Annotated in this window: 24 protein-coding genes; 16 read left to right on the forward strand and 8 right to left on the reverse strand. The window is 70.6% G+C overall.

Going from position 1 to position 24,350, the window contains the following annotated elements; all coding sequences use genetic code 11:
• Positions 1-48: 48 nt before the first annotated feature.
• Positions 49-675: a class I SAM-dependent methyltransferase gene (locus BMW88_RS36460; protein ID WP_089960248.1), complete on the forward strand. Its 627-nt coding sequence runs from the start codon at positions 49-51 to the stop codon at positions 673-675.
• A gap of 37 nt (positions 676-712) precedes the next feature.
• Here BMW88_RS36460 and BMW88_RS36465 read toward each other — a convergent pair whose 3' ends face one another.
• Complete coding sequence (locus tag BMW88_RS36465) at positions 713-1,405, reverse strand: NADPH-dependent F420 reductase (RefSeq protein ID WP_089960251.1); 693 nt, start codon at positions 1,403-1,405, stop codon at positions 713-715.
• Between the two features lie 203 nt (positions 1,406-1,608).
• On the opposite strand from BMW88_RS36465, the gene BMW88_RS36470 reads away from it, so the two are divergent.
• The gene (locus BMW88_RS36470) at positions 1,609-3,234 is read left to right on the forward strand and encodes a purine-cytosine permease family protein (RefSeq protein ID WP_089960410.1); all 1,626 of its coding nucleotides are present in this window, start codon (positions 1,609-1,611) and stop codon (positions 3,232-3,234) included.
• Between the two features lie 31 nt (positions 3,235-3,265).
• Here the strand turns inward: BMW88_RS36470 and BMW88_RS36475 are convergent, their stop codons facing one another.
• Positions 3,266-4,027, reverse strand: a complete 762-nt coding sequence (locus tag BMW88_RS36475; protein ID WP_089960252.1) for a GntR family transcriptional regulator — start codon at positions 4,025-4,027, stop codon at positions 3,266-3,268.
• A 180-nt stretch (positions 4,028-4,207) separates the two neighbouring features.
• Here BMW88_RS36475 and BMW88_RS36480 point away from each other — a divergent pair, with 180 nt between their 5' ends.
• From BMW88_RS36480 to BMW88_RS36515, 8 genes are all read left to right on the forward strand, one after another.
• Positions 4,208-5,449: an extracellular solute-binding protein gene (locus BMW88_RS36480; protein ID WP_218148352.1), complete on the forward strand. Its 1,242-nt coding sequence runs from the start codon at positions 4,208-4,210 to the stop codon at positions 5,447-5,449.
• Positions 5,446-6,390 carry a carbohydrate ABC transporter permease gene (locus BMW88_RS36485; protein ID WP_089960255.1) on the forward strand — a complete coding sequence of 315 codons (945 nt, stop codon included), beginning with the start codon at positions 5,446-5,448 and terminating at the stop codon, positions 6,388-6,390. Before BMW88_RS36480 ends, BMW88_RS36485 begins: the two co-directional genes overlap by 4 nt.
• The gene (locus BMW88_RS36490) at positions 6,387-7,208 is read left to right on the forward strand and encodes a carbohydrate ABC transporter permease (RefSeq protein WP_089960259.1); all 822 of its coding nucleotides are present in this window, start codon (positions 6,387-6,389) and stop codon (positions 7,206-7,208) included. Before BMW88_RS36485 ends, BMW88_RS36490 begins: the two co-directional genes overlap by 4 nt.
• Complete coding sequence (locus BMW88_RS36495) at positions 7,205-8,608, forward strand: beta-N-acetylhexosaminidase (protein WP_218148353.1); 1,404 nt, start codon at positions 7,205-7,207, stop codon at positions 8,606-8,608. The genes BMW88_RS36490 and BMW88_RS36495 overlap by 4 nt, the downstream gene beginning before the upstream one ends.
• On the forward strand, positions 8,593-9,960 hold the full coding sequence (locus BMW88_RS36500; protein WP_177221587.1) for a cellulose binding domain-containing protein: 1,368 nt from the start codon (positions 8,593-8,595) through the stop codon (positions 9,958-9,960). The genes BMW88_RS36495 and BMW88_RS36500 overlap by 16 nt, the downstream gene beginning before the upstream one ends.
• Before the next feature lie 414 nt (positions 9,961-10,374).
• Entirely contained in the window at positions 10,375-10,881 is a 507-nt protein-coding gene (locus BMW88_RS36505) for a hypothetical protein (protein ID WP_143116427.1), read from the forward strand.
• A gap of 775 nt (positions 10,882-11,656) precedes the next feature.
• On the forward strand, positions 11,657-12,151 hold the full coding sequence (locus BMW88_RS36510) for a hypothetical protein (RefSeq protein ID WP_143116428.1): 495 nt from the start codon (positions 11,657-11,659) through the stop codon (positions 12,149-12,151).
• A 74-nt stretch (positions 12,152-12,225) separates the two neighbouring features.
• The gene (locus BMW88_RS36515; RefSeq protein WP_089960266.1) at positions 12,226-12,474 is read left to right on the forward strand and encodes a hypothetical protein; all 249 of its coding nucleotides are present in this window, start codon (positions 12,226-12,228) and stop codon (positions 12,472-12,474) included.
• Here the strand turns inward: BMW88_RS36515 and kstR are convergent.
• A complete protein-coding gene (gene kstR / locus BMW88_RS36520) occupies positions 12,467-13,042 on the reverse strand; it encodes a cholesterol catabolism transcriptional regulator KstR (RefSeq protein ID WP_245778310.1) in 576 nt (191 codons plus the stop codon). The two genes, BMW88_RS36515 and kstR, sit on opposite strands and share 8 nt — an antisense overlap.
• A gap of 159 nt (positions 13,043-13,201) precedes the next feature.
• On the opposite strand from kstR, the gene BMW88_RS36525 reads away from it, so the two are divergent.
• The 6 genes from BMW88_RS36525 to BMW88_RS36550 are packed head-to-tail and all read left to right on the forward strand — an operon-like array spanning position 13,202 to position 19,581.
• Positions 13,202-15,094: an acyl-CoA dehydrogenase family protein gene (locus tag BMW88_RS36525; RefSeq protein WP_245778304.1), complete on the forward strand. Its 1,893-nt coding sequence runs from the start codon at positions 13,202-13,204 to the stop codon at positions 15,092-15,094.
• Positions 15,094-16,071: an acyl-CoA dehydrogenase family protein gene (locus BMW88_RS36530; RefSeq protein WP_089960267.1), complete on the forward strand. Its 978-nt coding sequence runs from the start codon at positions 15,094-15,096 to the stop codon at positions 16,069-16,071. Before BMW88_RS36525 ends, BMW88_RS36530 begins: the two co-directional genes overlap by 1 nt.
• On the forward strand, positions 16,061-17,188 hold the full coding sequence (locus BMW88_RS36535; RefSeq protein WP_089960270.1) for an acyl-CoA dehydrogenase family protein: 1,128 nt from the start codon (positions 16,061-16,063) through the stop codon (positions 17,186-17,188). Before BMW88_RS36530 ends, BMW88_RS36535 begins: the two co-directional genes overlap by 11 nt.
• Positions 17,188-18,072 (forward strand): bifunctional MaoC family dehydratase N-terminal/OB-fold nucleic acid binding domain-containing protein, encoded by an 885-nt coding sequence (locus BMW88_RS36540; RefSeq protein ID WP_089960425.1) that lies wholly within the window; start codon positions 17,188-17,190, stop codon positions 18,070-18,072. Before BMW88_RS36535 ends, BMW88_RS36540 begins: the two co-directional genes overlap by 1 nt.
• Positions 18,059-18,442, forward strand: a complete 384-nt coding sequence (locus tag BMW88_RS36545) for a MaoC family dehydratase (protein WP_089960273.1) — start codon at positions 18,059-18,061, stop codon at positions 18,440-18,442. The genes BMW88_RS36540 and BMW88_RS36545 overlap by 14 nt, the downstream gene beginning before the upstream one ends.
• Positions 18,439-19,581 carry a lipid-transfer protein gene (locus BMW88_RS36550; RefSeq protein ID WP_089960274.1) on the forward strand — a complete coding sequence of 381 codons (1,143 nt, stop codon included), beginning with the start codon at positions 18,439-18,441 and terminating at the stop codon, positions 19,579-19,581. The genes BMW88_RS36545 and BMW88_RS36550 overlap by 4 nt, the downstream gene beginning before the upstream one ends.
• On the opposite strand, the gene BMW88_RS36555 is transcribed toward BMW88_RS36550, so the two are convergent.
• From BMW88_RS36555 to BMW88_RS36575, 5 genes are read right to left on the reverse strand one after another with little or no spacing between them, the layout of a single operon-like run.
• Complete coding sequence (locus BMW88_RS36555) at positions 19,561-20,394, reverse strand: MaoC/PaaZ C-terminal domain-containing protein (RefSeq protein WP_089960277.1); 834 nt, start codon at positions 20,392-20,394, stop codon at positions 19,561-19,563. The genes BMW88_RS36550 and BMW88_RS36555 overlap by 21 nt on opposite strands.
• Before the next feature lie 9 nt (positions 20,395-20,403).
• A complete protein-coding gene (locus BMW88_RS36560; protein WP_089960280.1) occupies positions 20,404-21,372 on the reverse strand; it encodes a ferredoxin--NADP reductase in 969 nt (322 codons plus the stop codon).
• Positions 21,365-21,604, reverse strand: coding sequence for a hypothetical protein (locus BMW88_RS36565; protein ID WP_218148354.1), 240 nt, complete (start codon positions 21,602-21,604; stop codon positions 21,365-21,367). The genes BMW88_RS36560 and BMW88_RS36565 overlap by 8 nt, the downstream gene beginning before the upstream one ends.
• Entirely contained in the window at positions 21,601-22,722 is a 1,122-nt protein-coding gene (locus BMW88_RS36570) for a 3-ketosteroid-9-alpha-monooxygenase, oxygenase component (RefSeq protein ID WP_089960283.1), read from the reverse strand. The genes BMW88_RS36565 and BMW88_RS36570 overlap by 4 nt, the downstream gene beginning before the upstream one ends.
• Positions 22,719-24,290 carry an FAD-dependent oxidoreductase gene (locus BMW88_RS36575; RefSeq protein ID WP_089960286.1) on the reverse strand — a complete coding sequence of 524 codons (1,572 nt, stop codon included), beginning with the start codon at positions 24,288-24,290 and terminating at the stop codon, positions 22,719-22,721. Before BMW88_RS36575 ends, BMW88_RS36570 begins: the two co-directional genes overlap by 4 nt.
• Positions 24,291-24,350: the final 60 nt, after the last annotated feature.

Below are 24,350 nucleotides of genomic sequence, written 5' to 3' on the forward strand. Positions count from 1 at the left end.
CGTGAATCGGCACAGAAACCGTGCTGCCGAGCCCGCCACAATGAGTTCATGACCGAAAAATCGTCCCAGGAGCGGGACTACCTGCCGGGCATGGGCAAGCACTACCTGCTGCCCCTCTACGACGTGGTGCACAAGGTGTCCGGGCTCGGCCGCGTGCACGCCGAGATGGTCGCCGCGGCCGGTCTGCGGGACGGGCACCGCGTGCTGGACGTAGGCTGCGGAACCGGAAACCTGTTGCGCGCCACCGGTCAGCGGCACCCCGGCGTGGAGCTCACCGGCGTCGACCCGGATCTCAAGATGCTGGCCAGGGCCGAGCGCAAGCTGCGCCGCGCCGGGCTGAGGGCGCGACTGGACCGGGGGTTCGCGCAGGAGCTCACCTTCCCGGACGGCTCGTTCGACCGGGTCTTCTCCAGCCTGATGCTGCACCACCTCGACACGTCGTCGAAGGACGAGATGCTCGCCGAGGTGCGCCGGGTGCTGCGGCCGGACGGCCTGCTCGTGCTCGCCGACGCCGTGCTGCACGGCCACAGCCACGGCCACGAGCACCTGCGGGACAACGTCGGCGACGCGGTGGCGCAGCGGATCGCCGCGGCCGGGTTCACCGTCGAGCCGACGCGCACCCGCAAGCTGCGGGCGTTCGGCGTGGTGGGGATCGAGGTGGCGCGAGTCCACTGAGGAGAGTCCGGGGCCGGGTGCCGGCCCCGCGGAAGCTTCAGCCGATGACCCGGTGCGCGTTCCGCAGGTTGCGCACGAGCTCCTCACGGCTCTGCCCGTCGACGCTGTGGCTCCACATCGGCGTTCCGGGGGCGCTGCGCCAGGACTCGCTCAGCGGGCTGTTGTCGACCGCGTCGAACCCGAGGTCGTCGTACAGGCGGGTGACGAGCTCGGCGGCTTCCGGGAAGTCGCTGGAGACGACCAGCGCCTTCCGGTCGGCCGCGCCGGCCGGCCTGGCCAGCCGGACCACGGCGGGCAGCTCGTCCTCCTGGCCGCGGAGCGGGTGCCGTTCGTGGAACTGGACGTGCGTGAACGCCTTCACGACCTTCGACGCGGGCAGTTGCTCCTGCCGCAGCTCGTGGACCGTCTTGTGGCCGAGGTCGACCTCGGGGTAGCTCCCGTCGCGCCAGGCCATGTAGTTGTTGATGTCGATCACGACCTTGCCCGCGAGCTCCTCGGCCGGCAGCCGGTCGCCGGGCGCGTACGGGAACGCGATGATCGCGAAGTCCGCCGCGGCCGCCGCGTCCGCGACGTGCGCGGCGCGCGCCCGTGACCCCAGCTCGCCGACGAGGCCCGCGAGCGTCTCGGGTCCCCGCGAGTTCGCGATCACGACGTCGTGGCCGGCCGCGACCAACGCCCTGGCGAGGGTGCTCCCCGCCTGCCCCGCGCCGATGATGCCGATGACTGCCAAGGTCTTCTCCTCGTGCGGTGGGGAGGTGCGTTGCCGAGACGGGACGGCTGCGGCTGGCCTCAGTGCTGGGCATATTTTTGTATCGATCGATACGGAAACAAGGTAGCACGCGCGAAGCGGGACGTGTCGACCGTGGCGGGCGTCACATGCCCGTGACATGAGCGGTGATCGGTGGCAACGCGTGCTTCGTAACGTCGGGAGCCATGACGGCTGACCAGGTTGTGGAGCGTGCTCCGGCCCTCGGCGCGTCCAGGGAGACGCTCGAGGACTACACCCTGCGGTTCGCTCCTCGCACGTACCGGCGCTGGACACCGTCCGTCGTCGGGGCGTCCGCGCTGGGCGGCATCGCCTACATGGCCGACTTCTCGATCGGCGCCGGGATCGGCCTCACCCACGGCACCGGCAACGCGTTGCTGGCCATCGGGTTCGCGGCGCTCGTCATCTTCGTGACCGGCTTCCCGCTGGCCTACTACGCCGCGCGGTACAACATCGACCTCGACCTGATCACCCGCGGTTCCGGCTTCGGCTACTACGGGTCGGTCATCACGAGCGTGATCTTCGCGAGCTTCACGTTCATCTTCTTCGCGCTCGAGGGCTCGATCATGGCCCAGGGCCTGCGGTACGCGCTGGGCCTGCCGCTGTGGCTGGGCTACCTCGTCTCCACGCTGGTGATCATCCCGCTGGTGATCTACGGGATGAGGGTGCTCGCGAAGCTGCAGAGCTGGACGAACCCGTTGTGGCTGCTGCTGATGGTGGCGCCGCTGCTGTACCTGGTGATCTCGGAGCCGGACTCGGTGAGCCGCTTCCTCGCGCACGGGGACGGCGTGAACACCGCCGCTGTCATGCTCGGCGCCGGCGTGTGCCTGTCGCTGATGGGGCAGATCGGCGAGCAGATCGACTACCTGCGGTTCATGCCGCCGCGCACGGACGAGAACCGGCGGGCGTGGTGGACCGCGACGGTCCTCGCCGGGCCGGGCTGGGTGGTCTTCGGCGCCCTGAAGCAGGCGATCGGCGTGTTCATGGCCGTCTACGTCCTCGACGCGGTCGGGAAGGTGGCGGCGGTCGAGCCGATCGAGCAGTTCACCGGCGTGTTCAAGCAGTTCATGCCGCCCTGGCTGGTCGTGCCCCTGGCGCTCGTGCTCGTCGTGCTGAGCCAGGTGAAGATCAACGTCACCAACGCCTACTCGGGCTCGCTCGCGTGGACGAACTCGTTCACCCGCGTCACCCGGCGCTACCCTGGCCGGCTGGTGTTCGTCCTGGTGAACCTCGCGATCGCCCTCGTGCTGATGGAAGCGGACATGTTCAGCTTCCTCAACAAGGTCCTGAGCTTCTACTCGAACTGCGCGATGGCGTGGGTCGTCACGGTGGCGACGGACATCGCGGTCAACAAGTACGTGCTGAAGCTGTCGCCGAAGCAGCCGGAGTTCCGCCGGGGCGTGCTGTACGCGGTCAACCCGGTCGGCGTGGGATCGTTCCTGGCGTCGTCGGTCCTGTCCATCTCCGTCTACTTCGGACTGTTCGGCCCGGCCGTGCAGCCGTACTCACCCCTGGTGGCGGTGGGCATCCCGATCCTGCTGACACCGTTGCTCGCCGTGCTCACCCGCGGCCGCTTCTACCTGCGCCGCGGCGACGACGGCATCGCCGAACCGCTGCTCGACGCCGGCGGCAACCCGAGCGGGACGCGCTACGACTGCGTCGTGTGCGGTGAGCCGTACGAGCGGCCGGACATGGCGGCGAGCGCGGCGGGAGGCGAGATCTGCTCGCTGTGCCTGAGCACCGACCGCGACGGCCGCCACGTCCTGCCGGCCGGCCGACCTCACCGCGGGTAGGTCAGTCCTCGTCACGCGCGGTCCGGGGTGGTCAGAACGGGTCGTCGCCGAACCGCGCCTGCACGTTCACCGTGTTGCGCGGCGAGTCCCCGAGCGTGAGCCGGGAGACGATCCGGTACCGGTCGCCCCGGTAGATCGAGTGCACGTACTCCACCTGCCGGTCCAGGGAGTCCGTGGTCAGCCGCTCGAACAACAGCGCGGGCGCGAGCACCGGCACCCCGAGCAGCGCGGCCTCCGACTCGTTGACGACGGTCGGTTCGATCGACTGGACCGCGTCGCGGACGTGCACGCCGTGCTCGCGCAGCCGGTCGTAGAAGTCGCCGGACTCCATGTCGTGCAACGTGAGCGAAGGCGCCGCCTCGGCCGGGACGTGCAGGTGCTCCAGGGCCATCGGCTCGCCGTCCACCAGTCGCAGGCGGGCGATGTAGTGGATCTCGGCGGCGGGGGAGAGGCGCAGGCGCCGGCCCACCCTGGCGCCCGCCGGGATGCGGGCGTGTTCGAGGACGCGGGACGACCAGGTGCCCGAGGCGCGGGGCAGCGACATGGAGCCGGTGGCGGACACCATCTCCTGGGTGATCTTGGCTCTGGCCACGAAGGTGCCGCGGCCGTGCTGGCGGACCAGGAGGCCGGTGTTGACCAGTTCGTCCACGGCCGAGCGCACGGTGGGGCGCGACACCTTGAGTTGCTGGCACAGCACGCGTTCGGCGGGGATCGGGGCGCCCGCCGGGTGGGTCTCGATGAGCTCGAGCAGGTAGTCGCGGACCTGCTCGCGCTTCAGGATCGCTTCGGCCATGCCTCTCCCGCCTCGTCGGCGGCCAGTATCGCATACCAGTGGTAAGCAACCACCTCGCCCAAGATCGAGAGCGCTCTCATGCGTCCGAGCTGGGTATTGACCCGGTAAGTGGTCTGTGCCACTTTCTACCTCACCCGTGGAGACCTGACCAATTGGTCATATCCCAGCGAGAGGTGAGTCGTGTCGCGCACCGCTGCCTTGCTCGTCCTGGCGCTCACGTTGTCCGCCTGCGGCACGTCCGCGGGAGGGGGTGACGAGAAGCAGGAGATCACCGTGTGGCTGATGAAGGACACGGCCACCGAGGAGTTCGTGTCGGAGTTCGAGAGCGAGTTCGAACGCGACCACGCGAACCTCGACCTGAAGGTCCAGGTCCAGGAGTGGAACGGCATCACGCAGAAGGTGACCAGCGCGCTCGCCAGCACCGATCCGCCGGACGTCATCGAGGTCGGCAACACGCAGGTCGCGCAGTACGTCGCCAGCAAGGGCGTCACGGACCTGTCCGGCCGCAAGGGCGAGCTGCGGGGCGACGACTGGATCCCCGGCCTCGCCGAGCCGGGTGCGGTGGACGGCAAGCAGTTCGGCGTGCCGTTCTACGCGGCCAACCGGGTCGTGATCTACCGCAAGGACCTGTTCGAGGCCGCCGGGGTCGCGGTGCCCAAGACCCGCGACGAGTGGCTCGCCGCCACCGCGAAGCTCGACCAGGTCCCGGACCAGCAGGGCATCTACCTGCCGGGGCAGAACTGGTACACGCTCTCCGGCTTCGTCTGGGACGAGGGCGGCGACCTCGCCGCGCAGGACGGCGGCACCTGGAAGGGCACGCTGAACACGCCGGAGGCGTTGGCCGGCATGGACTTCTACAAGAGGCTGCAGGCGCTGGGCGACGGGCCGAAGGACTCCGACGAGGCCAAGCCGCAGCAGACAGACGTGGTGGCGGGCGGCAAGGTCGCGCAGTTCATCGCGGTGCCCGGCGCGGCCAAGCTCGTCACGAAGGCCAACCCGGCGCTGGAGGGCAAGCTCGGTTTCTTCCCGATCCCCGGCAAGACCGCGGACCAGCCCGGCGCGGTGTTCACCGGCGGCTCCGACCTGATCATCCCGCTCGCGTCGAGCAGGCAGGACGGCGCCTACGAGGTCGTCAAGGCGCTCACCGGCGAGAAGTGGCAGGTGGAGCTCGCGAAGGCGATGAACTACGTGCCGAACCGCAAGTCGCTCGCCGGAGCGGTCGGCGGGGACCCCGGCACCGCGGCGATGGCGCTCGGCGCGGCCAACGGGCACGCCACCCCGAACTCGCCGAACTGGGCTGCGGTCGAGGCGCGCAACCCGATCAAGGAGTTCCAGACCGCCGTGCTGACCGGAGCCGACCCGAAGGCCGCTGCCGCGAAAGCGGACGAGGTCATCACCCAAGCGCTCAACTCCGGCAAATGACGCTCGTCGCCGAACGGCCGGTGCGGACCCCCGCGCCGGCCACCCCGAAGCGCCGCAGGCGCCCGGTGCTGCCGTACCTGCTGATCGCGCCCACCCTGCTCGCCACCGCGTACCTGCTGCTGTACCCGCTGGTGCGCAACGTGATCATCTCACTGCAGGAGTTCGGGCTGCCGCAGCTCGTGCGCGGGGACGCGAAGTTCGTCGGGCTCGCCAACTACGCGCGGGTGCTGTCGGACCCCGAGTTCTGGGCCGTGGTGCGCAGGACGCTGTGGTTCACCGCGATCAACGTCGTGCTCATCATGGTGCTGTCCACCCTGGTCGCGCTGCTGCTGGTCCGGCTGGGCAGGTGGCTGCGGCTGCTCGTGATGGGCGGCCTCGTGCTCACCTGGGCGACGCCGGTCATCGCGGCCACGACGGTGTTCCAGTGGCTCTTCCAGTCCCGGCTCGGCGTCGTCAACTGGGCGCTGGTCGCGCTGGGCTTCGAGGAGTACCGCGACTACACCTGGTTCGCCGACGGCGAGGCGACGTTCGGCATCCTCGTGGCGCTGATCGTGTGGCAGTCGATCCCGTTCGCGGCGATGTCGCTGTACGCGGCCATGATCACCATTCCGCAGGAGCTCTACGAGGCCGCGCGGATGGACGGCGCCGGGGCGTGGCGGGTGTTCTCGACCATCACCTTCCCCATGCTGCGGGCCATGTTCGGGCTGATCACCTGTCTTGAGGTGATCTGGGTCGTCAAGGCGTTCGTGCAGATCTGGGTGATCAGCCAGGGCGGTCCGGGGCAGGCCACGACGACGCTGCCGGTCTACGCCTTCCAGGTGGCGCAGTCGTTGCAGCGCTACGACCTGGGCGCGGCCGTGTCGATGCTCATGGTGGTGCTGCTGGTGCTCGCGCTGCTGGCGTACTTCCGCCAGCTCTACCGGCAGGAGCGGGAAGCATGATCGGCCGGATCTCGCGGACTACGGCGGCGCTCGTCGTCTTCGCCGTCTCGGTCTTCCCCGTGTACTGGATGGTGCTCACCGCCTTCAAGCCCACCAAGGACATCCAGAGCGCGACACCGACGTTCCTGCCGCTGCCGATCACGTTCGAGCACTTCGGCACGGCCATTGCCGCGAAGGGGTTCTTCTCGTTCTGGCGCAACAGCCTCCTGGTCGCCGGCGGGGCGGTGCTGCTGTCGTTGCTCGTCGCGCTGCTGGCGGCGTACGCGGTCGCCCGGTTGCAGTGGAAGGGACGCAGGGGATTCATCCTCATGGTGTTCGTCGCGCAGATGACGCCGTGGGAGGCGTTGCTCATCCCGATCTACGTGATCGCCAGGGACACCGGCATGCTCGACACCCTCTGGATGCTCACGCTGGTCTACTTCATGATCACGCTGCCGTTCACCGTCGTGACGCTGCGCGGGTTCCTCGCCGCGATCCCGGTCGACCTGGAGGAGGCCGCGCAGGTCGACGGCTGCTCCCGCGCGCAGGCGTTCCGGCGCGTGGTGTTCCCGCTGCTCGCGCCGGGGTTGCTGGCGACCTCGCTGTTCGGCTTCATCACCGCGTGGAACGAGTTCGCCTTCGCCAACGTGCTGATCATCAAGGACCAGGACGACCGCACGCTGCCGGTCTGGCTGTCGTCGTTCAACAACACCTTCGGCACCGACTGGGGGGCCACGATGGCGGCCTCGACGCTGTTCATGCTGCCGGTGCTGCTGATCTTCATCGTGTTGCAGGGCCGGGTGACCACCGGCATCGTCGGAGGGGCGGTGAAGGGGTGATCGTTCCACTGCCGACGAGGATGGTGCGGCGCAGCAGGGGCTTCACGCTGGACGGCGGCACGAGCGTGCGGGCCACGCCCGGCGCGGAGCCCGCGGCGAGGCTGCTGCGGGCCCTGCTGCGGCCCGCCACCGGCCTGCCGCTGCCGATCGCCGGCCACGGCCAGATCGTCACCGCCCTGGACGCCAAGCTCGTCGGGCTCGGCGCGGAGGGCTACGCGCTCACCGTCAACGAGCACGGCGTCCTGCTGCGCGCCGGCACCGCGAACGGCCTGGCGCACGGCGTGCAGACCATCCGCCAGCTCCTGCCGGCCGAGGCGCTGCGGCCGAGCCGGGTGTCCGGAGTGGACTGGACCTTGCCCGGCGCGGACATCCGCGACGTGCCCAGGCTGCCGTGGCGCGGGTTCATGCTCGACGTCGCGCGCCACTTCCAGCCGGTGCCCGTGGTGCGCAGGGTCATCGACCTCATGGCCCTGCACAAGCTCAACGTCCTGCACCTGCACCTGACCGACGACCAGGGCTGGCGCATGCCGGTGCCGAGCCACCCGCTGCTCACCTCCGTCGGCGGCTGGCGCAGCGAGACCAACGGCGACGGCGAGCCGCACGGCGGCACCTACACCCGCGCCGAGCTGGAGGGCCTGGTCGCCCACGCGGCCGAGCGCGGCATCCGGATCATGCCGGAGATCGAGATGCCCGGCCACGCCCGCGCGGCGCTCGCCGCCTACCCGGATCTGGGCGTCGTGCGGGAGCCGTTGCCGGTGTGGACCCGGTGGGGCATCAGCGACTCGGCGTTCGGGCTGCACGCGCTCGGCTTCGTCCGCGAGGTGCTGGCCGAGGTGCTGGAGGTGTTCCCCGGCTCGCACGTGCACCTCGGCGGCGACGAGTGCCTGCTGCCGGAGGACGTGCACGGCGAGTTCCTCCGCCGGGCCGCGGAGTACGTGCTGGACCGGGGCCGGATCCCCGTGGCGTGGGAACCGACGGGCGACACGCGCTCCGTCGTGATGCCGTGGAAGGACGAGACCCAGGCCGCCAAGGCGCTCGCGCTGGGCCAGGACGTCGTGATGGCCCCGCACACCTCCACCTACCTCGACTACCCCCGGTCCGACGACGGCGCAGAACCACCCGGCCAGCCCGGGTTCGTCGTGACCAGCCGCGACGTCTACCACGTGCCACTGCCCGACGGAGTGCTCGGTGCCCAGTGCCAGCTGTGGACCGAGCACGTCCGCACCAGGGAACACCTGGAGTACCTCGCGTTCCCGCGACTTGCCGCGCTGGCCGACACCCTCTGGTCCCAGCGCCCCGAGTGGGAGGGCTTCGCAACCCGGATGCGCCACCACTCGACAAGGCTCGCCGAACTGTCCGTCCCTGCCGAAGTGAGGAGAGAACCTTGCGAGCACTCCTAGCCGCCTCCTGCGCGGCCGTGGCCGTCGCCGCACTGGTGGTCGCGCCGAACGCCTTCGCCGCCGACGCGATCACCGCCCAGTACCGGACCAGCGCGTCCGGTGCCACCGCCGACCAGGTCGAGCCCTGGCTCAAGCTGGTCAACTCCGGCACCACGAGCGTGCCGCTGTCCGAGATCAAGGTCCGCTACTACTTCAGGAGCGAAGCCCCGGACGTGGGCTACCGCTTCGCCTGCTCGTGGGCGGTGCGCGGCTGCGGCAACGTCACCGGCCAGTTCGGCACCCTGACCGGCGGCCCTGCCGACCGCTACCTGGAGGTCGGCTTCACCTCCGGCGCGGGCACGCTGAACCCCGGCGCCGACTCGGGCGACCTGCAACTGCGGTTCCACCGCACGAACTGGGGCCCCATCACGCAGACCGACGACTACTCGTTCCGCGGCGAGAGCACGTACTCGGCGTGGAACCGCGTGGCCGTCTACCGCGGCGGCACCCTGCTGTGGGGAACGCCGCCCGGCGGCACCGCGCCGACCACGACGACCACCACGTCGGCGCCGCCGAACCCCAACGGCCCCAAGATGTTCGACGACTTCAGCTACACGAGTTCGAGCGACTCCCGCATCGGCCAGCGCGGCTGGACCGTCCGCTCGGGCGCCGGCGGCCCCGGTGTGCCGGGCGCGGAGTGGGACCCGTCGCGGGTGACGTTCCCGACCGTCGACGGCCAGAAGGTCATGCGCCTCGACTCGTGGAACAACGGTTCCGCCGCGCGCCAGACGGAGATGTTCCACCAGCGGAAGTTCTTCGAGGGCACCTACGCGTCGAGGGTGAAGTTCAGCGACGCGCCGGTGTTCGGCCCGGACGGCGACCACGTCGTGCAGACGTTCTTCACCATCACCCCGCTCAACGCGCCGATGGAGCCGAACTACGGCGAGATCGACTTCGAGTACCTGCCCAACGGCGGCTGGGGCGAGCCGGCCAACGTCATGTACGAGACCACCTGGGAGACCTACCAGAACGAGCCGTGGGTCGCCGACAACATCCACAACCTGCAGCGCCAGAGCTACTCCGGCTGGCACGACCTGGTCTTCACGGTCAGCGGCGGGCGAGTGAAGTACTACATCGACGGCAACCTGGTCGCCGACCACGGCGACAAGTACTACCCCGAGACGCCGATGTCGATCAACTTCAACCTGTGGTTCATCTCCGGCGGGCTGCAGGGCAGCTCGGCTGAGCGGGCCTACCAGCAGGAGGTCGACTACGTGTACTTCGCCAAGGACCAGGTGCTGAGCCCGGCCCAGGTGAGGACGGCGGTGCAGGACTACCGCAACGCGGGCGTCGCGCACGTCGACAACGTCTGATCGTGCCGCCCTGGGCCCCGCGTGGGCCCAGGGCGGTCATCGCGGTTCAGCGGACGCACGCGGCGTGAGCGGGAAAGCGCCGTAGAACCCCGGTCCGTTCGCGCGCATCGCATTCATGCCGCGGGCGGGCGCTCGCGCACCGGGCGGACCAGTCCGACCGAGGGCAGCGCTTCGACGTTCGCAAGAGGATGACCGGACGGCCGGTGGAGCTTGCCGGTGCCCCCTGATCGCACACCGGGGCCGCAAGCCGGTAGTGGTTGCGAGATACCGGTTCATCACGGTGTTGCCGGTTCGGGTCCTGGTGCGGGATCGGGGCGATCGTGTAGGTGAAGTGTGGAGGTTGTCGCTGTCATCGCGGATCCGATGCCGCCAAAGTGACGCGGGTCGGAAAGGCGACCAACGGAGGGGACAGCGATGTCTTTCAAGAGACGAGCCATGCGGAGCGGAGCGACGGCCGCCGGGATCGCCCTGGCGCTGGCGCTGGTCACGCCGGCCGTGGCGGAGACGAACGGCGGTGTCCGGTTCGATGGTGGGCGGGCTTCCGCGGCACCGGTATCGCCCGTGGGGATCACCGCGACCATCATCAACCGGGAGCCGGTGCCCGCCAACGGCAGGGTCAACTGCTTCAACTACTGGGGGACGTTCAAGGCCGGCACGTACGTCATCGTCGTCGACTGGGCGACCAGCGCCAACCACGAGTGCTTCGGCATCGCGCCCGACCGCACGATCTGGCACGCCTGGCCCGGTTCAGGCGGCTGGAGGGTCATGCCCGGCAATGGCCGCGCCGACTTCGTCGACACCGTCGGGGAAGACAGCACAACCGGGCGGCGCCAGGTCTCGGTCTGGGTCGTCAACTCCGGGTACTGGTGCCAGGACTACTGGCCCACCAAGTGGACTGCCTCGTGGTACCGCTGCGCTTGAGAGGTTGACGGATCGAGCCGTTGCCGTGGGGGCCGGTCCCGTGCCCCCGCGGCCGGCTGGTCCCGTCGCGGCGTGACACCACCGGATCCGCCAGTTGATCCGGGCCTTCGCACGTGTTGTCCGGACCTGCCCGCCGGGCCGCAGGGCGGCCGCGATCCGGGGCGCCCACGGCAAGATCGGGGTGTTGTTCCGCGCACGTCGTTACCCGAGCCGGTGGTAGGCGAGCGGTTCCGGAAAGCAGCTCGGCCGTGAACGCGCAGCGCCGTATCGGGATGTGGGCTGATCAGCAGGACCGTCGGGACGCGGCGTGCGGATGATGTCGCGCTCTCGCACCTGCGCTCGTCGGATGCGTTTCCGGGACCACCTCCACGCCGGCTTCACCGCCGACTGGGAGACCGCCTGCACGCAACCCGAAGCGCGAAGTGCGCTCCCTCTGGCTGTGTCGTGTCCGGCCGGAAGAGGACAGCGGTAGCTCTGCCGGCCCCTTCAGACATACTCTCGCCGTGGTGCTCGTGCCCGTCGTGTCCGCGCCAACGCACGGCCGAGGCGCTCACGGCGTAGACCTCCTGATCCGCTCGGGGACGAGGTGTCGTGCTCCTCCGGCCGGACCGCGATGTCGACCGTGCTCAGCACCGACGTGAAAGGCGGCCGTACCCGTTCCACCTCTGGTGCCTGCGGCGACTGCAGCCTGACCGGTGATCTCCGATCGGCCAACGGCAGAGGGGGAGCAATTGCTGGGCTTCGTCGACACTCGCGCCCGTGCCTGGTGGGCACCGTGGTAGGCCTGGTCCCATACCTGCTGGTACTGGTCCTTGTCCTCGTTTTGGGCGTCTGCTACTGGCGGTGGCGGCCGGAGCCACCCGACCCGGCGGTGCTGGCCCGCATCGCGGAAACGCAGGCGCTGTTCCGCGAGGGAAGCAGACTCCTCAAGGAGGACGGCAACTGGTCGGACCGGCATCGGGCTCGCGACATCTTCAGCAAGCTGCGCCGTGTCGACCTCGGCACCTATCTCGCCGCGCTGTCCGCCATCGTCCGGGAGCCGGCGCTGGACCACGGGGCGGTGGTGGTGGCGCTGAAGGTGGGCAGGCCCGGCTCCGAGGACGTCATGCTGGAGGCCCTGCGCCGCAACCGGCAGATCTGGCTGACGGAGCACTATCTCAACTCCGGATCACCCGACCTGTACCACGGCGCCGTCAAATGGGTAGCGCGGCGCAATTGCAGAATGTCCACACGACCGGGCGGGCTGGGCTCGGCGTGGGGGCAGTTCTGAGCCGTCACCGCGCGGGAAGACAGGGTGCTCGTGGGTGCGCGGACCGGTGCGGCGTCCGAGGACCTCGTCGGGCGGTGGGCCGGCGTCCCGCCGCCCGCATCCCGGCCGAGAAGGCCGTCGAGGCGCAGGACGACCCGATCCGCGTGCCCCACCGGGGCGAGTGGCACGCGGAGCTCGCGGATCTTCTCCGCGAGAAGAGCAGGCCGAACCGGATTCATGCGGAACCGGACACGTGGCGGACCGCATCCGATCTCCTCAGCCCCTCCGGCCGGGGGCGACTGGCCCGTGCGGTGCCGACGCTGCGTCGGGAGCGGCTCACTTGAGCAGCAGGCGCACCGTCAGTTCGAGCCGGTTCGCGACGTCGGTGGCCGTCGCCCGCCGGGTGACCCACGCGACCAGGTTCGAGAGCCACACGTCGCCGATCACGCGGGCGATGGCCTTCTGCTCGTCGGTCGGCGGCTCGTCGCTCATCGCCTTCGTGAACATGCTCTCCATCAGCCAGGCGACCCGGTCGACCTCGGCGCCCGCGGAGGCGTCGGCGAAGGTGAACGCACGCGTCATCGCCTCGGTGAGGTGCGGGTTGCGCTGCAGGCCGCGGGTGATGCGGCCGAGGACGAACAGCACGCGCTCGTAGGCGCTGTCGCCGGGGACCGTGGTGCGGTCCATCTTCTCCTGGGCGCGCTCCAGCTCCACCGCGAGGCTCGACACGAGCAGGTGGACCTTCGACGGGAAGTAGCGGTACAACGTGCCCAGCGCGACGTCGGCCCTGTCCGCGACGGCGCGCATCTGCACGGCGTCGAACCCGCCCTTGGACGCCAGCGCGATGGTCGCGTCGACGATCCTCTTGCGCCGCTCGCGCTGGGCGGCGGAGCTGAGCTCCTCGCCCGCCATGAGGGCGTCCGTGCGCGACTTCGAAGGTGACACGGAGATGATCCTCCTGAAACGTGTTGCAGCAGCTTTCCCATAGTACTCGATCGGTTTCTCGGGCATGATCTGTTGCCGGAAATAGAACACGTTCTATAAACTTCTTCATGTACTGGAGGAGGCAGCGTGCCGATCGCCACGACCGGGGAACAGCGAACGTTGCGGGACAGCGTGGACGCGGCCCGGGGCAGGTGGGCCGATCTCGTCGGCGTCGGCTTCTTCGAGGTGACGCGGGAGGGCGGCACGGTCGCCGATCTCGCGGTGATGCTGGAGCGTGCGGCCGAGAACCTGGTGCCGGGGCCGTTGCTGCCCACGGCACTCGTGTCCGTGCTGTTCCCGGACTTCGAGGGGGTGGCGGGCTTCGGGTTCTCGCCGCGGCACGTGGTGGGGGCGGCCGAGGCCACGCACGTCCTGGTCGAGCAGGACGGGTGGGTGCTCGCGCCGGTCGAGCAGGTCACCGCGCTCGAGTCCGTCGACCTGTCCCGTTCGCTGGGGTCGGTGGTCGTCGGCGCCGGGCGGGAGGTCGAGGACCCGACCGACCTCGCCGTCACGTTGATGGCGGCCGAGGCGAGCGGTGTGGCCACGTGGTGCCTGAACACCGCTGTGGAACACGCCGGGCAACGCCGCCAGTTCGGGCGCGTCATCGGGTCGTTCCAGGCCGTGAAGCACCTCTGCGTGGAGATGCTGTGCCGGGCGGAGCAGGCGAGCTCGGTGGCGTGGGACGCGGCCCGGTCGGTGGGGGAGGACGAACATCCGCTGGCCGCCGCGGTCGCCGCCGCCGTCGGGTTCGACGCGGCGGTCCGCAACGCCAAGGACTGCATCCAGGTCCTGGGTGGCATCGGGTTCACCTGGGAGCACGACGCCCACCGCTACCTGCGGCGGGCCCTGGCGTTGCACCAGCTCGCCGGCGGGGTCGCGCGGTGGCGCCTGCGCGTGGCGGAACTGGCGCTGGCCGGGGCGCGCCGATCGCTCGACGTCCGGGTCGAGTCCGATCCGGAGGTGCGCGCGTTCGCCGAGGAGATCGCCGCGCTCGACCCCGCCGCCCAACGCGAACGGCTGGCCCGCAGCGGTTTCCTGGTGCCGCACTGGCCGAAGCCGTACGGGCAGGACGCCGATCCCAAGCGGCAGGTGGTCGTCGACGCCGAGTTCGCCCGCGCCGGGGTGCGCAGGCCGGACCTGGTCATCGGTGGCTGGGCGGGGCCGACGATCCTGCGGCACGGCACCGCGGAGCAGCAGGAACGGTTCGTGGGCCCGACGTTGCGCGGCGAGATCACGTGGTGCCAGCTGTTCAGCGAACCGGAGGCGGGGTCGGACCTGGCGTCGTTGCGCACCAGGGCCGTCAGGGTGGACGGTGGCTGGCGGCTCACCGGGCAGAAGGTGTGGACGTCGCTCGCGCACCAGGCCGACTGGGCGATCTGCCTGGCCCGCACGGACTCCGAGGTCCCGAAGCACAAGGGCATCACCTACTTCCTGGTCGACATGCGTGCTGACGGTCTCGACGTGCGGCCGTTGCGGGAGATCACCGGTGACGCGCGGTTCAACGAGGTCTTCCTCGACGACGTGTTCGTGCCGGACGACTGCGTGGTCGGCGAGGTGAACAACGGTTGGCGGCTCGCGCGCACGACCCTGGCCAACGAACGCGTCGCGATGGGGTCGTCGCTGGGCGAGCCGCTGGAACGGGTCCTGAGGTCCCCCGCCGCGGCGAGTCACCCGGAACGACTGGGCGCCCTGGTCGCCCAAGGGCTCGCGGTGTCGGTGCTGGACCTGCGGGCGAGCCTGCGAGTGCTGGACGGGCAGGAGCCGGGCGCGGAGTCCAGCGTGCGCAAGCTGGTCGGCGTGCGGCAGCGGCAGGACGTGGCGGAGTTCGCCGTCGACCTGCTCGGACCGGACGGCGCCGTCGCGAGCGAGCAGATGTACGAGTTCCTGCTGTCGCGGTGCCTGAGCATCGCGGGCGGGACGACGCAGGTGCTGATGAACCTGGCAGGTGAACGCGTTCTCGGTCTACCGAGGGAGCTTTGATGGACTTCGAGCTCGACGAGACCCAGCGGGAGATCGCCGCACTGGCGGCCGACGTGCTCGGGAGGGAGGGCGACGCACCCTGGAAGGCGCTGGGGGAGGCCGGGTTGCTGGCCCTCGCCGTTCCGCAACGGCTCGGTGGCGACGGGCTCGGCCTGCTGGAGACGGCCGTGCTGCTCACCGAGGTCGGCCGCCGGGCGGTCGGCGTGCCCGCGCTCGCGACCCTCGCGTTGGGCGTGCTGCCGATCGCGCTGTACGGGACGCGAGAGCAGCAGGACGAGGTGTTGCCGCTGGTCACCGAACAGCACGGGGCGCTGACAGCGGCGCTGAGCGAGCCGTCCGCCCCACTACCGGTCGTGCCGGGCACCACCGCGGGACCGGACGGGATCACCGGCACGAAGATCAACGTCCAGCAGGCCGCCACGGCTCGGCGGATCCTGGTCACCGCCACGGCGGAGGACGGGCCCGGCGTCTTCGTGGTCGACCCCGCGCGACCTGGGGTGTCCATTTCGGACGGGTCGGTGCGGTTCGAGGGCGCGCGCGGTGAACCGCTGCGAGCCGGTGCGGCCGAAGCCATCCGCAGGTTCGCGCTGGCAGGAGCCTGCGCGGTCGCGGACGGCGTCCTGGCGGGAGCACTCGAACTGACCGTGCGCCACGTCGGCACCCGCCACCAGTTCGGCAAGCCCCTGGCCACGTTCCAGGCCGCCGCGTCACTGGTCGCGGACGTCTACATCGCCGCACGCACCCTCCACCTGGCCGCGGTGGCTGCCTGCTGGAGCCTCGACGACGCGGACCTCGACATCGCCGCCTACTGGCTCGCCGCGGAAGCCCTCCCCGCCGTCCACGCGTGCCACCACCTGCACGGCGGGCTCGGCCTCGACATCACCTACCCGATGCACCGGTACTACGGCATGGCCAAGGAGCTGACGCGGTTCGTCGGCGGAGTGGAGCACCGCTTGGGAGCCATCGATGTTCATTGACCTCACCGCGGCACAACGCAAACTGCGCGACGAGCTTCGCGAGTACTTCGCGAACGTCATGACCGCCGGCGAACGCGAGGCCATGCTCACCGAACGGCACGGCGAGACCTACCGCGAGCTGGTCCGCAGGCTCGGCCGGGACGGACGGCTCGGCGTCGGCTGGCCGCGGGAGTACGGCGGGCTGGGGTTCGGGCCGGTCGAGCAGCAGATCTTCGTCAACGAGGCCGCTCGCGCGGACGTCCCGCTGCCGTACGTGACGCTGCAGACCGTCGGGCCGACGCTGCAGAGGTTCGGGACGCAGGAGCAGAAGGACTTCTTCCTGCCGAGGATCCTCAAGGGCGACCTCCACTTCGCCATCGGCTACACCGAACCGGACGCCGGTACGGACCTGGCGGCGTTGCGCACCAAGGCAGTGAAGGAAGACGACCACTACGTCGTGAACGGCCAGAAGACGTTCACGACCGGCGGCCACGACGCGGACTACGTGTGGTTGGCCTGCCGCACAGGGGCGCCGGACTCGCGGCACAAGGGCATCACGATCCTCGTCGTCGACACCACCGGCCCCGGCTACTCGTGGACGCCGATCATCACCTGCGACGGCGCGCACCACGTGAACGCCACCTACTACAACGACGTCCAGGTGCCCGAGTCCCGCAGGGTCGGCGAGGAGAACGAGGGCTGGCGCCTGATCACGACCCAGCTCAACCACGAACGCGTGATGCTCGGCCCGTCCGGGCGGATCGGCGCGCTGGTGGAACGGGTCCACGGCTGGGCCTCCGGACGCGGGTTGCTCGCCGAACCGGACGTGCGCAGGGCACTGGCCGAGGCGCGCGCCGTCGTGCGGGTGAACGAGCTGCTCAACTGGCAGGTCGCGAGCGGGGACGTGGAGGTCGCGGACGCCAGTGCCACCAAGGTGTTCGCCGCGGAACGGACCCAGCGCGTCGGCAGGCTGCTGGAGGAGCTCGTCGGACGCCACGGCGCCGACGCGGAGCTGGTCCGGTGGCTGGACGTGCAGGCGCGGCGCAACCTGGTGCTGACCTTCGGCGGGGGAGTGAACGAGATCCAGCGGGAGCTGATCGCGAACATCGGGCTCGGACTGCCGCGGGTGGTGCGATGATCGACATCGAGGAGGAGGCCGCGCGCATCGCCGGACAGGGCGGATCGGCGCCGCGGCTGGCACGCGACCCGGTCAACCTGCCGATGATCAACAACTGGCTGGAGGCCATCGGCGACGAGCACCCCGGCTACACCGAGGTCGCTCCACCGGCGATGGTGCAGGTCTGGACGATGGCGGGGCTGCGCGGCCAGCGCTCGGCGGACGACCCGCTCGGGCAGATGATGGCCATCCTCGACGAGGCCGGGTACACGTCGGTCGTCGCCACCAACAGCGACCAGACCTACCACCGCTACCTCAAGGTCGGCGAGCACCTCTCGGTGACGACGAGCCTGGAGGACGTGACCGGTCCGAAGAGGACGGGACTGGGCGAGGGGTGGTTCGTCACGACCAGGAGCACCTGGTACGTCGGTGACGAACCGGTGGCCGAGATGCGGTTCCGCGTGCTGAAGTACACGCCCGCGTCGAAACCCGAGCCCCAGCCGGGACCGCGGCAGGCGCAGGCGATCCGGCCGGCCGTCAACCGGGACACCGAGTACTTCTGGGAAGGCTGCCGCCAGGGGGAGCTGCGCATCCAGCGGTGCGGCGGTTGCGGGCTGCTGCGGCACCCGCCCGGCCCGATGTGCCCTGAGTGCGGTGCGACGAAACCGAAGTACCTCGTCTCGGCCGGTTGCGGCGTGGTCTACAGCTACGTCGTGCACCACCACCCGCAGGTGCCCGGCAGGCGGACGCCGTTCGTCGTCGCCCTGGTCGAACTGGACGAGGGCGTGCGGGTGCTGGGCGAGCTGGCCGGCGAACCGGCCATCGGGCTGCCGGTCGAGGTCGTGTTCACGGAGGTCGACGACGAGCTGACGATGCCGAGCTGGAGGCCCCGTGCGGATCGGTGATGCCCTGCCCGAGTGGCACGTGGAGGCCACGCCCACGTTCGTGATCAGCACCGCGCTGGCCACCCGCGACTTCCAGGACGTCCACCACGACCGCGACCGCGCGGTCCAGCGGGGGTCGAAGGACATCTTCATCAACATCCTCACGACGACCGGGCTCGTGCAGCGCTACGTCACGGACTGGGCGGGCCCCGAGGTGCTGGTGCGGCAGGTGGACATCCGGCTCGGCGCACCCTGCTTCGCCTACGACACGCTGAAGTTCTTCGGCCAGGTGATCGGGCGCGAGGAGCGGGACCTGACCGTCGAGGTGGTCGGCAGGACCGCCCACGGCGACCACGTCACCGGAACCGTGCGGATCGAGGTGCCCGCGTGAACGCCGCGATCGTGGGAATCGGCGCGACGGACTTCTCCAAGGACTCCGGGCGCAGCGAGCTCCGGCTGGCGGCGGAGGCCGTCCGCGCGGCACTGGAGGACGCGGGTCTCGCACCATCCGATGTGGACGGTCTGGTCAGCTTCACCATGGACACCAACGCCGAGATCGCGGTCGCCCGCGAGCTGGGCATCCCGGGGCTGACGTTCTTCAGCCGCGTCCACTACGGCGGCGGGGCGGCGTGCGCGACCGTCCAGCAGGCCGCGATGGCCGTCGAGACCGGCATGGCGGAGGTCGTCGTGTGCTACCGGGCGTTCAACGAACGCTCCGGACACCGGTTCGGCCAGGTCCAGGCAGCAGCGGCGGCGAACATCGACAACAGCTGGTCCTACCCGGTGGGACTGGGCACACCGGCCGCGATGGTCGCCATGTTCGCCCGCCGGTACATGCACGAGTACGGCGCCACGAGCGAGGACTTCGGCCGTGTCGCGGTGGTCGACCGCAAGCACGCCGCCACGAACCCGCGCGCGTGGTTCCACGACCGGCCGATCACGCTGGCCGACCACCAGGCGTCCCGCTGGATCGCCGAACCGCTGCGGCTGCTGGACTGCTGCCAGGAGAGCGACGGCGGTGTCGCGCTGGTCGTGACGTCGGCCGGACGTGCCCGCGACCTGCCGAACGAGCCCGCGCTCGTCGAGGCCGCGGCTCAGGGCAGTGCCGCGGACCAGTTCACGATGACCAGCTACTACCGCGACGACCTGACCGGGCTGCCGGAGATGGGGGTCGTGGCGAGAGGCCTGTGGCGGAGGTCCGGCATCGGTCCGTCCGATGTGGATGTCGCCGTGCTCTACGACCACTTCACGCCGTTCGTCCTGGTGCAGCTCGAGGAACTGGGTTTCTGCGGCAGGGGCGAGGCCAAGGACTTCGTGGCGTCCGGAGCCCTGGAGCTGACCGGCTCGCTGCCGCTCAACCCCCACGGCGGTCAGCTCGGCGAGGCCTACCTGCACGGCATGAACGGCATCGCCGAGGCCGTGCGGCAGGTTCGCGGCACCGCGGTGAACCAGGTCGCGGACGTCGAGCACGTCCTGGTCACCGCCGGGACCGGCGTCCCGACCAGCGGCCTAGTCCTCGGCCGGGGTTAGCACCGCGCCGGTGAGCACGGGGCGGTCCGCGGCGGACGTCGTCAGCACGAGCCGCGGACCGTCCCGCCACACCCGCGTCGTCAGCGTCTCGCCGGGGAAGACCACGCCCGCGAACCGCGCCCCGAACGACGAGACCTGCTCCGGCCCGTCGAGCACGGCGTCGGTCACCGCCTTGCACACCACGCCGTAGGTGCACAGGCCGTGCAGGATCGGCTGGTCGAACCCGGCCCGCCGGGCGAACTCCGGATCGGCGTGCAACGGGTTGCGGTCGCCGCACAGCCGGTAGAGGTACGCCTGCTGCGGCAGGGTCGGCGTCTCGACCACGAAGTCCGGCGCGCGGTCCGGGACCCCGGCCTCGCCCGACGGCCCGCGGTCGCCGCCGAAGCCGCCCTCACCGCGGGCGAAGATGCTCGACCGGGTGGTGAACAGGGCGGTCCCGGCCGCCGTCACGGCCGTCGCCTCCTGGATGATGACCGCCGCCTTGCCCTTGTCCCACACGTCCGTGATCCGCGTCCGCAGCACGGCCGCGCCCTCGGCCGGGAGGGGAGCGTGCACGGTGATCTCCTGCGTGCCGTGCAGCACCCGCGCGAGGTCGATGTCGACACCGGGGAACGAGACTGCGGGTGGCGCGGTCTCGTGGAACCGGGGCGCGACGACGCCGAACGTGGGCAGCACCCGGAGGTCCCGCTCGTAGACGTAGCGGAGTTCCGTGGCGCCCAGGGCGAGGTGGTAGAGCAGCACGTCGGAGTGCGTCCAGGAGAACTCCACCTCGGGCAGTTCCGCCCCGATCGCGACGGCCGGGTCGATCGGCATCCAGCACCCCTAGTCGTAGGTGATCCGCACGGTGTCGGTGACCGGGACCGACTGGCACGCCAGCACGATGCCGTCGGCGATGTCCTCGGAGTCGAGCACGTCGTTGCCGAGCATCTTGACCTCGCCGTCGACGAGCCGGCACGCGCACGCGCTGCACGCGCCCTCCCGGCACGAGTACGGCGCGTCGAGACCCTTCTCCAGCAACAGGTCGAGCAGCTTCGTCCGCGCGGGCCAGGGGAACCGGTGCCGCTCGCCGTCCAGCTCCACCTCGACGACGGCGTCCGGCCGGTCGCCGGTCACCGCGGGCACCTCGGTGAACGGATCGCTCGACAGCGACACGAACTTCTCGACGTGCACGACGGGAACGTCGTGCAGCGCCTGGCGCGCGGCCTCCATGAACGGCGCCGGGCCGCAGACGAACGCCTCGTCGCAGGAGCGGACGAACGCCCGCAGCCCGTCGAGGTGCGGCAGCCCCTGCACCGACTCCAGCCAGTGCACGACCGTCAGCCGTCGCGGGTGCGAGCGCGCCAGCTCGTCGAGCTCGCGCGCGAAGATCACCGAGGACTCGTCCCGGTTGGCGTAGAACAGGAACACCCGTCCGGCGCCCTGCCCGAGCACCGCCCGGACGATCGACATGATCGGCGTGATCCCGCTGCCCGCGGCGAAGGCGAGCACCGAGCCGTCCAGCGACGAGGGCGTGAAGACCCCGGCCGGCGCCAGCACGTCCAGCTCGGTCCCAACGCGCACCTGCGAGCACATCCAGAGCGAGCCCCACCCGTCCGGCGTGCGCTTCACCGTGATCTTCAACGGCTCACCCGGCGCGCTGGACAGCGAGTAGCACCGCGCGACCTCACCGGCCCGCACGGTCAGGAACTGGCCCGGCCGTGGCGTGAAGTCCGCCCCGGACAGCACGAAGGACCGCGCGTCGGCCGTCTCCTCGATCACGGCCTCGACCCGCACCCGGTGCACCTCAGCCATCGGCGACCTCCAGCACCCCGTCGCGCGCGGCCTTCTCGATGCCGTCGCGCAGCCGCAGGCAGGACGGCACCAGCGCGGACCGCGACCCGCGCAGCTCAGGACACGCGCTCGTGTCGGACAGCCACTGCACGCTGGTGTGCTGCGGGCTGTTCTTCCGCACCAGCACCCGGTTGCCGCAGTCGCACCACACGGGCACCATCCCGCCGGTCAGGAACTCGTCGCGCTCGCTCATGACCGCTGACGAGCGAGGTTCTCGGCGACCTCCTGCTCCCACACCTCGACCGCCCGGCTCGTGTCGACCTCGAACTCGAAGCGCCGCACCATGTCGTCGGTGACGTCCTCCACGTCGACGTAGAACTGCTCGTACCAGCGCCGCAACTGGTAGACCGGACCGTCCTCCTCGCACAGCAGCGGGTTGTCGATGCGCGTCTTGTTCTGCCAGATCCGCACGTCCTGCAGGAACCCGGCACCGATGCCGCGCGCGAACTTGGCCGCGATCTTGTCGGCGTGCACGTCGTCGACCCCCGGCAGCTTCTTCACGATCGCGCCCCACTGGAGCTTGAAGGAGGTCGGCGAGATCGGGTAGTGGCAGTTGATCAGCACCGTCTCGATCTCGAGCCCCCGGTAGTCGTTCCACAGGTAGTCGATCATGTAGGACGGCCCGTGGTACGCGGCCTCGGAGCGGACCTCGACGTCGCCGGTGTAGTTCGAGCCCATGGCGACGTCCGGGCGGCCGCGCGTGGTGAGGTACTGCGCGGCGACGTGGCCTTCCAGCACGTTCTTGAAGTACGTGGGGAACGCGAAGTGGATGTAGAAGAAGTGGGCCATGTCGACGACGTTGTCGATGATCTCGCGGCAGTTCGCGCCCTCGATCACCACCGAGTCCCACGTCCAGTTGCTCCACTCGTCGCTGAACGCGGCGTCGATGCGCGGGATCGTCACGTGCTCCGGCGGCGGGTTGCCCTGCGGGTCGTTCCAGACGAAGAGCTGCTTGTTCTCCTCCAGGGTGATCCACGACCTGGTGCGCGCCCGCAGCGGGACCCGCTTGGCGTAGGGGATGGCGGTGCAGCGGCCGTTGCCCGCCCAGCGCCAGTCGTGGAACGGGCAGGCGATGGTGTCGCCCTTGATCGTGCCCTGGGTGAGGTCGCCGCCCATGTGCCGGCAGTACCCGTCGAGCACGTTGATCCTGCCGTCGCCGGTCGCGAACACGACGAGCTTCGTGCCGAACGCCTCCACGGCGTGCGGCTCGCCGTCGCGGAAGTGGGAGGCCAGGCCGAGGCAGTGCCAGCCGCGCGCGAACCGCGCCGGAGGTGCGCCGGTGTCGATCGTGCGTACGGCGTCCTGCGTCATGACGTTCCTCCAGAGATGTCGAGGCCGGCGAGGTAACCGAACGTCATCGCCGGTCCGAGGGTGGCGCCCGCGCCCGCGTAGGTGTGCCCCATCACCGACGCGCTGGTGTTGCCGGCCGCGTACAGGCCCTCGATCACCGAACCGTCCTCGCGCAGCACCCGCGCGCGGGCGTCGGTGCGCAGGCCGCCCTTGGTGCCGAGGTCGCCGGGCACGATCCTCACCGCGTGGAACGGGCCGGTCGTGAGCGGCGCCAGGTTCGGGTTCGGCCGGTTGCGCGGATCGCCGTAGTAGCGGTCGTACGCGCTGTCGCCGCGGTGGAAGTCGGCGTCGGCCCCGTCGACGCAGAGCGTGTTGAACCGCCGCACGGTCTCGACGAGCTCCGGCAGGTCGGCCTCCTGGGCGAGCTCCTCCAGGCCGGGCGCGGTGAGCACGGCGTCGCGCCAGCGCCGGGGCAGGGGGCGGCGCGGCGGGATGCCGCAGAACGGGTAGCGGCTGCGGTAGGAGTGGTCGAAGACCAGCCAGGTCGCTCCGGTCATCGCGTTGACCACGTCGATGTAGGGCGCCGACTCGTTGACGAACCGGCGCCCGGTCTTGTCGACGAGCACGCAGCCGGGCAGCGACCGTTCCGCGAGCAGGAAGAACGGGCCGCGCGGCAGCGGGACCGACGGGCCCCACCACGCGTCGTCCATCAGCGCGACGGCCGCGCCGGCCCGGAGGCCGGCCTCGATGCCGTCGCCGGTGTTGGCCTTCGCGCCGACCGTCCACTCGGTACCGACGTGCTGGTGCCGCTTGCGCATCTGCTCGTTGTGCTCGAACCCGCCCGATGCCAGGACGACGTGGTCGGCGAGGATCAGCCGGTCGCCGGCGACCACCCCGGCGACCCGGCCGTTCTCGTGGTGCAGGTCGGTCATCGGGGTGTTGAGCCGGACCTCCACGCCGAGCTCGGTCAGCCCGGCCCGCAGCCCCGCCGCCAGCGCCTGGCCCATCGTCAGCCGGGTGCCCGGCAGGAACCGGCGGGCGAAGACCTTGGCCGCGGTGAGCAGACCGCGCGGGTGCCGACCGACCAGCGTCAGCCAGCGGTAGTCGGTCTGGGTGATCACGATGCCCGCCGGTGCCGGCACGTACGGAGGTTCGAGCTCGTCGAGCACGCCGGCCAGCCGGCCGGTGCGGAGCGGCAGGGGTTCGACGGACCGGCCGCGCGGGTGCCCGCCCGGTGCCTCGGGGTAGTAGTCGGCGTAGTCGCGGACCCAGCGGAACTCCAGCGGTGTGTGCGCGCGGACGAACGCGAGCATCGCCGGTCCGGCCGCCAGGAACGCGTCCCTGAGCTCCGCCGGGACCTCGGGGGCGAGGTGCGCGAGGTAGGTGCGGGCCCGCTCCGGTGAGTCGGGCACGCCGGCCGCGGCGACCACCGCGTTGTTCGGCACCCAGATGCCGCCGCCGGACCGCGCCGTCGACCCGCCGTAGTGGGCGGCCTTCTCGACAACGAGGGTCCGCAGGCCGTGCGCAGCGGTGCAGAGGGCGGCCGTCATGCCTGCCGCGCCACTGCCGACGACGATCACGTCGTACATCGCACCTCCCGGACGCTCTTACTAGAACAGGTTATAGTTCTGCGCCGGTTTGGCGCTATG

This window comes from Lentzea xinjiangensis, from assembly GCF_900110955.1.
In the GTDB taxonomy this organism is placed as follows: domain Bacteria; phylum Actinomycetota; class Actinomycetes; order Mycobacteriales; family Pseudonocardiaceae; genus Lentzea; species Lentzea xinjiangensis.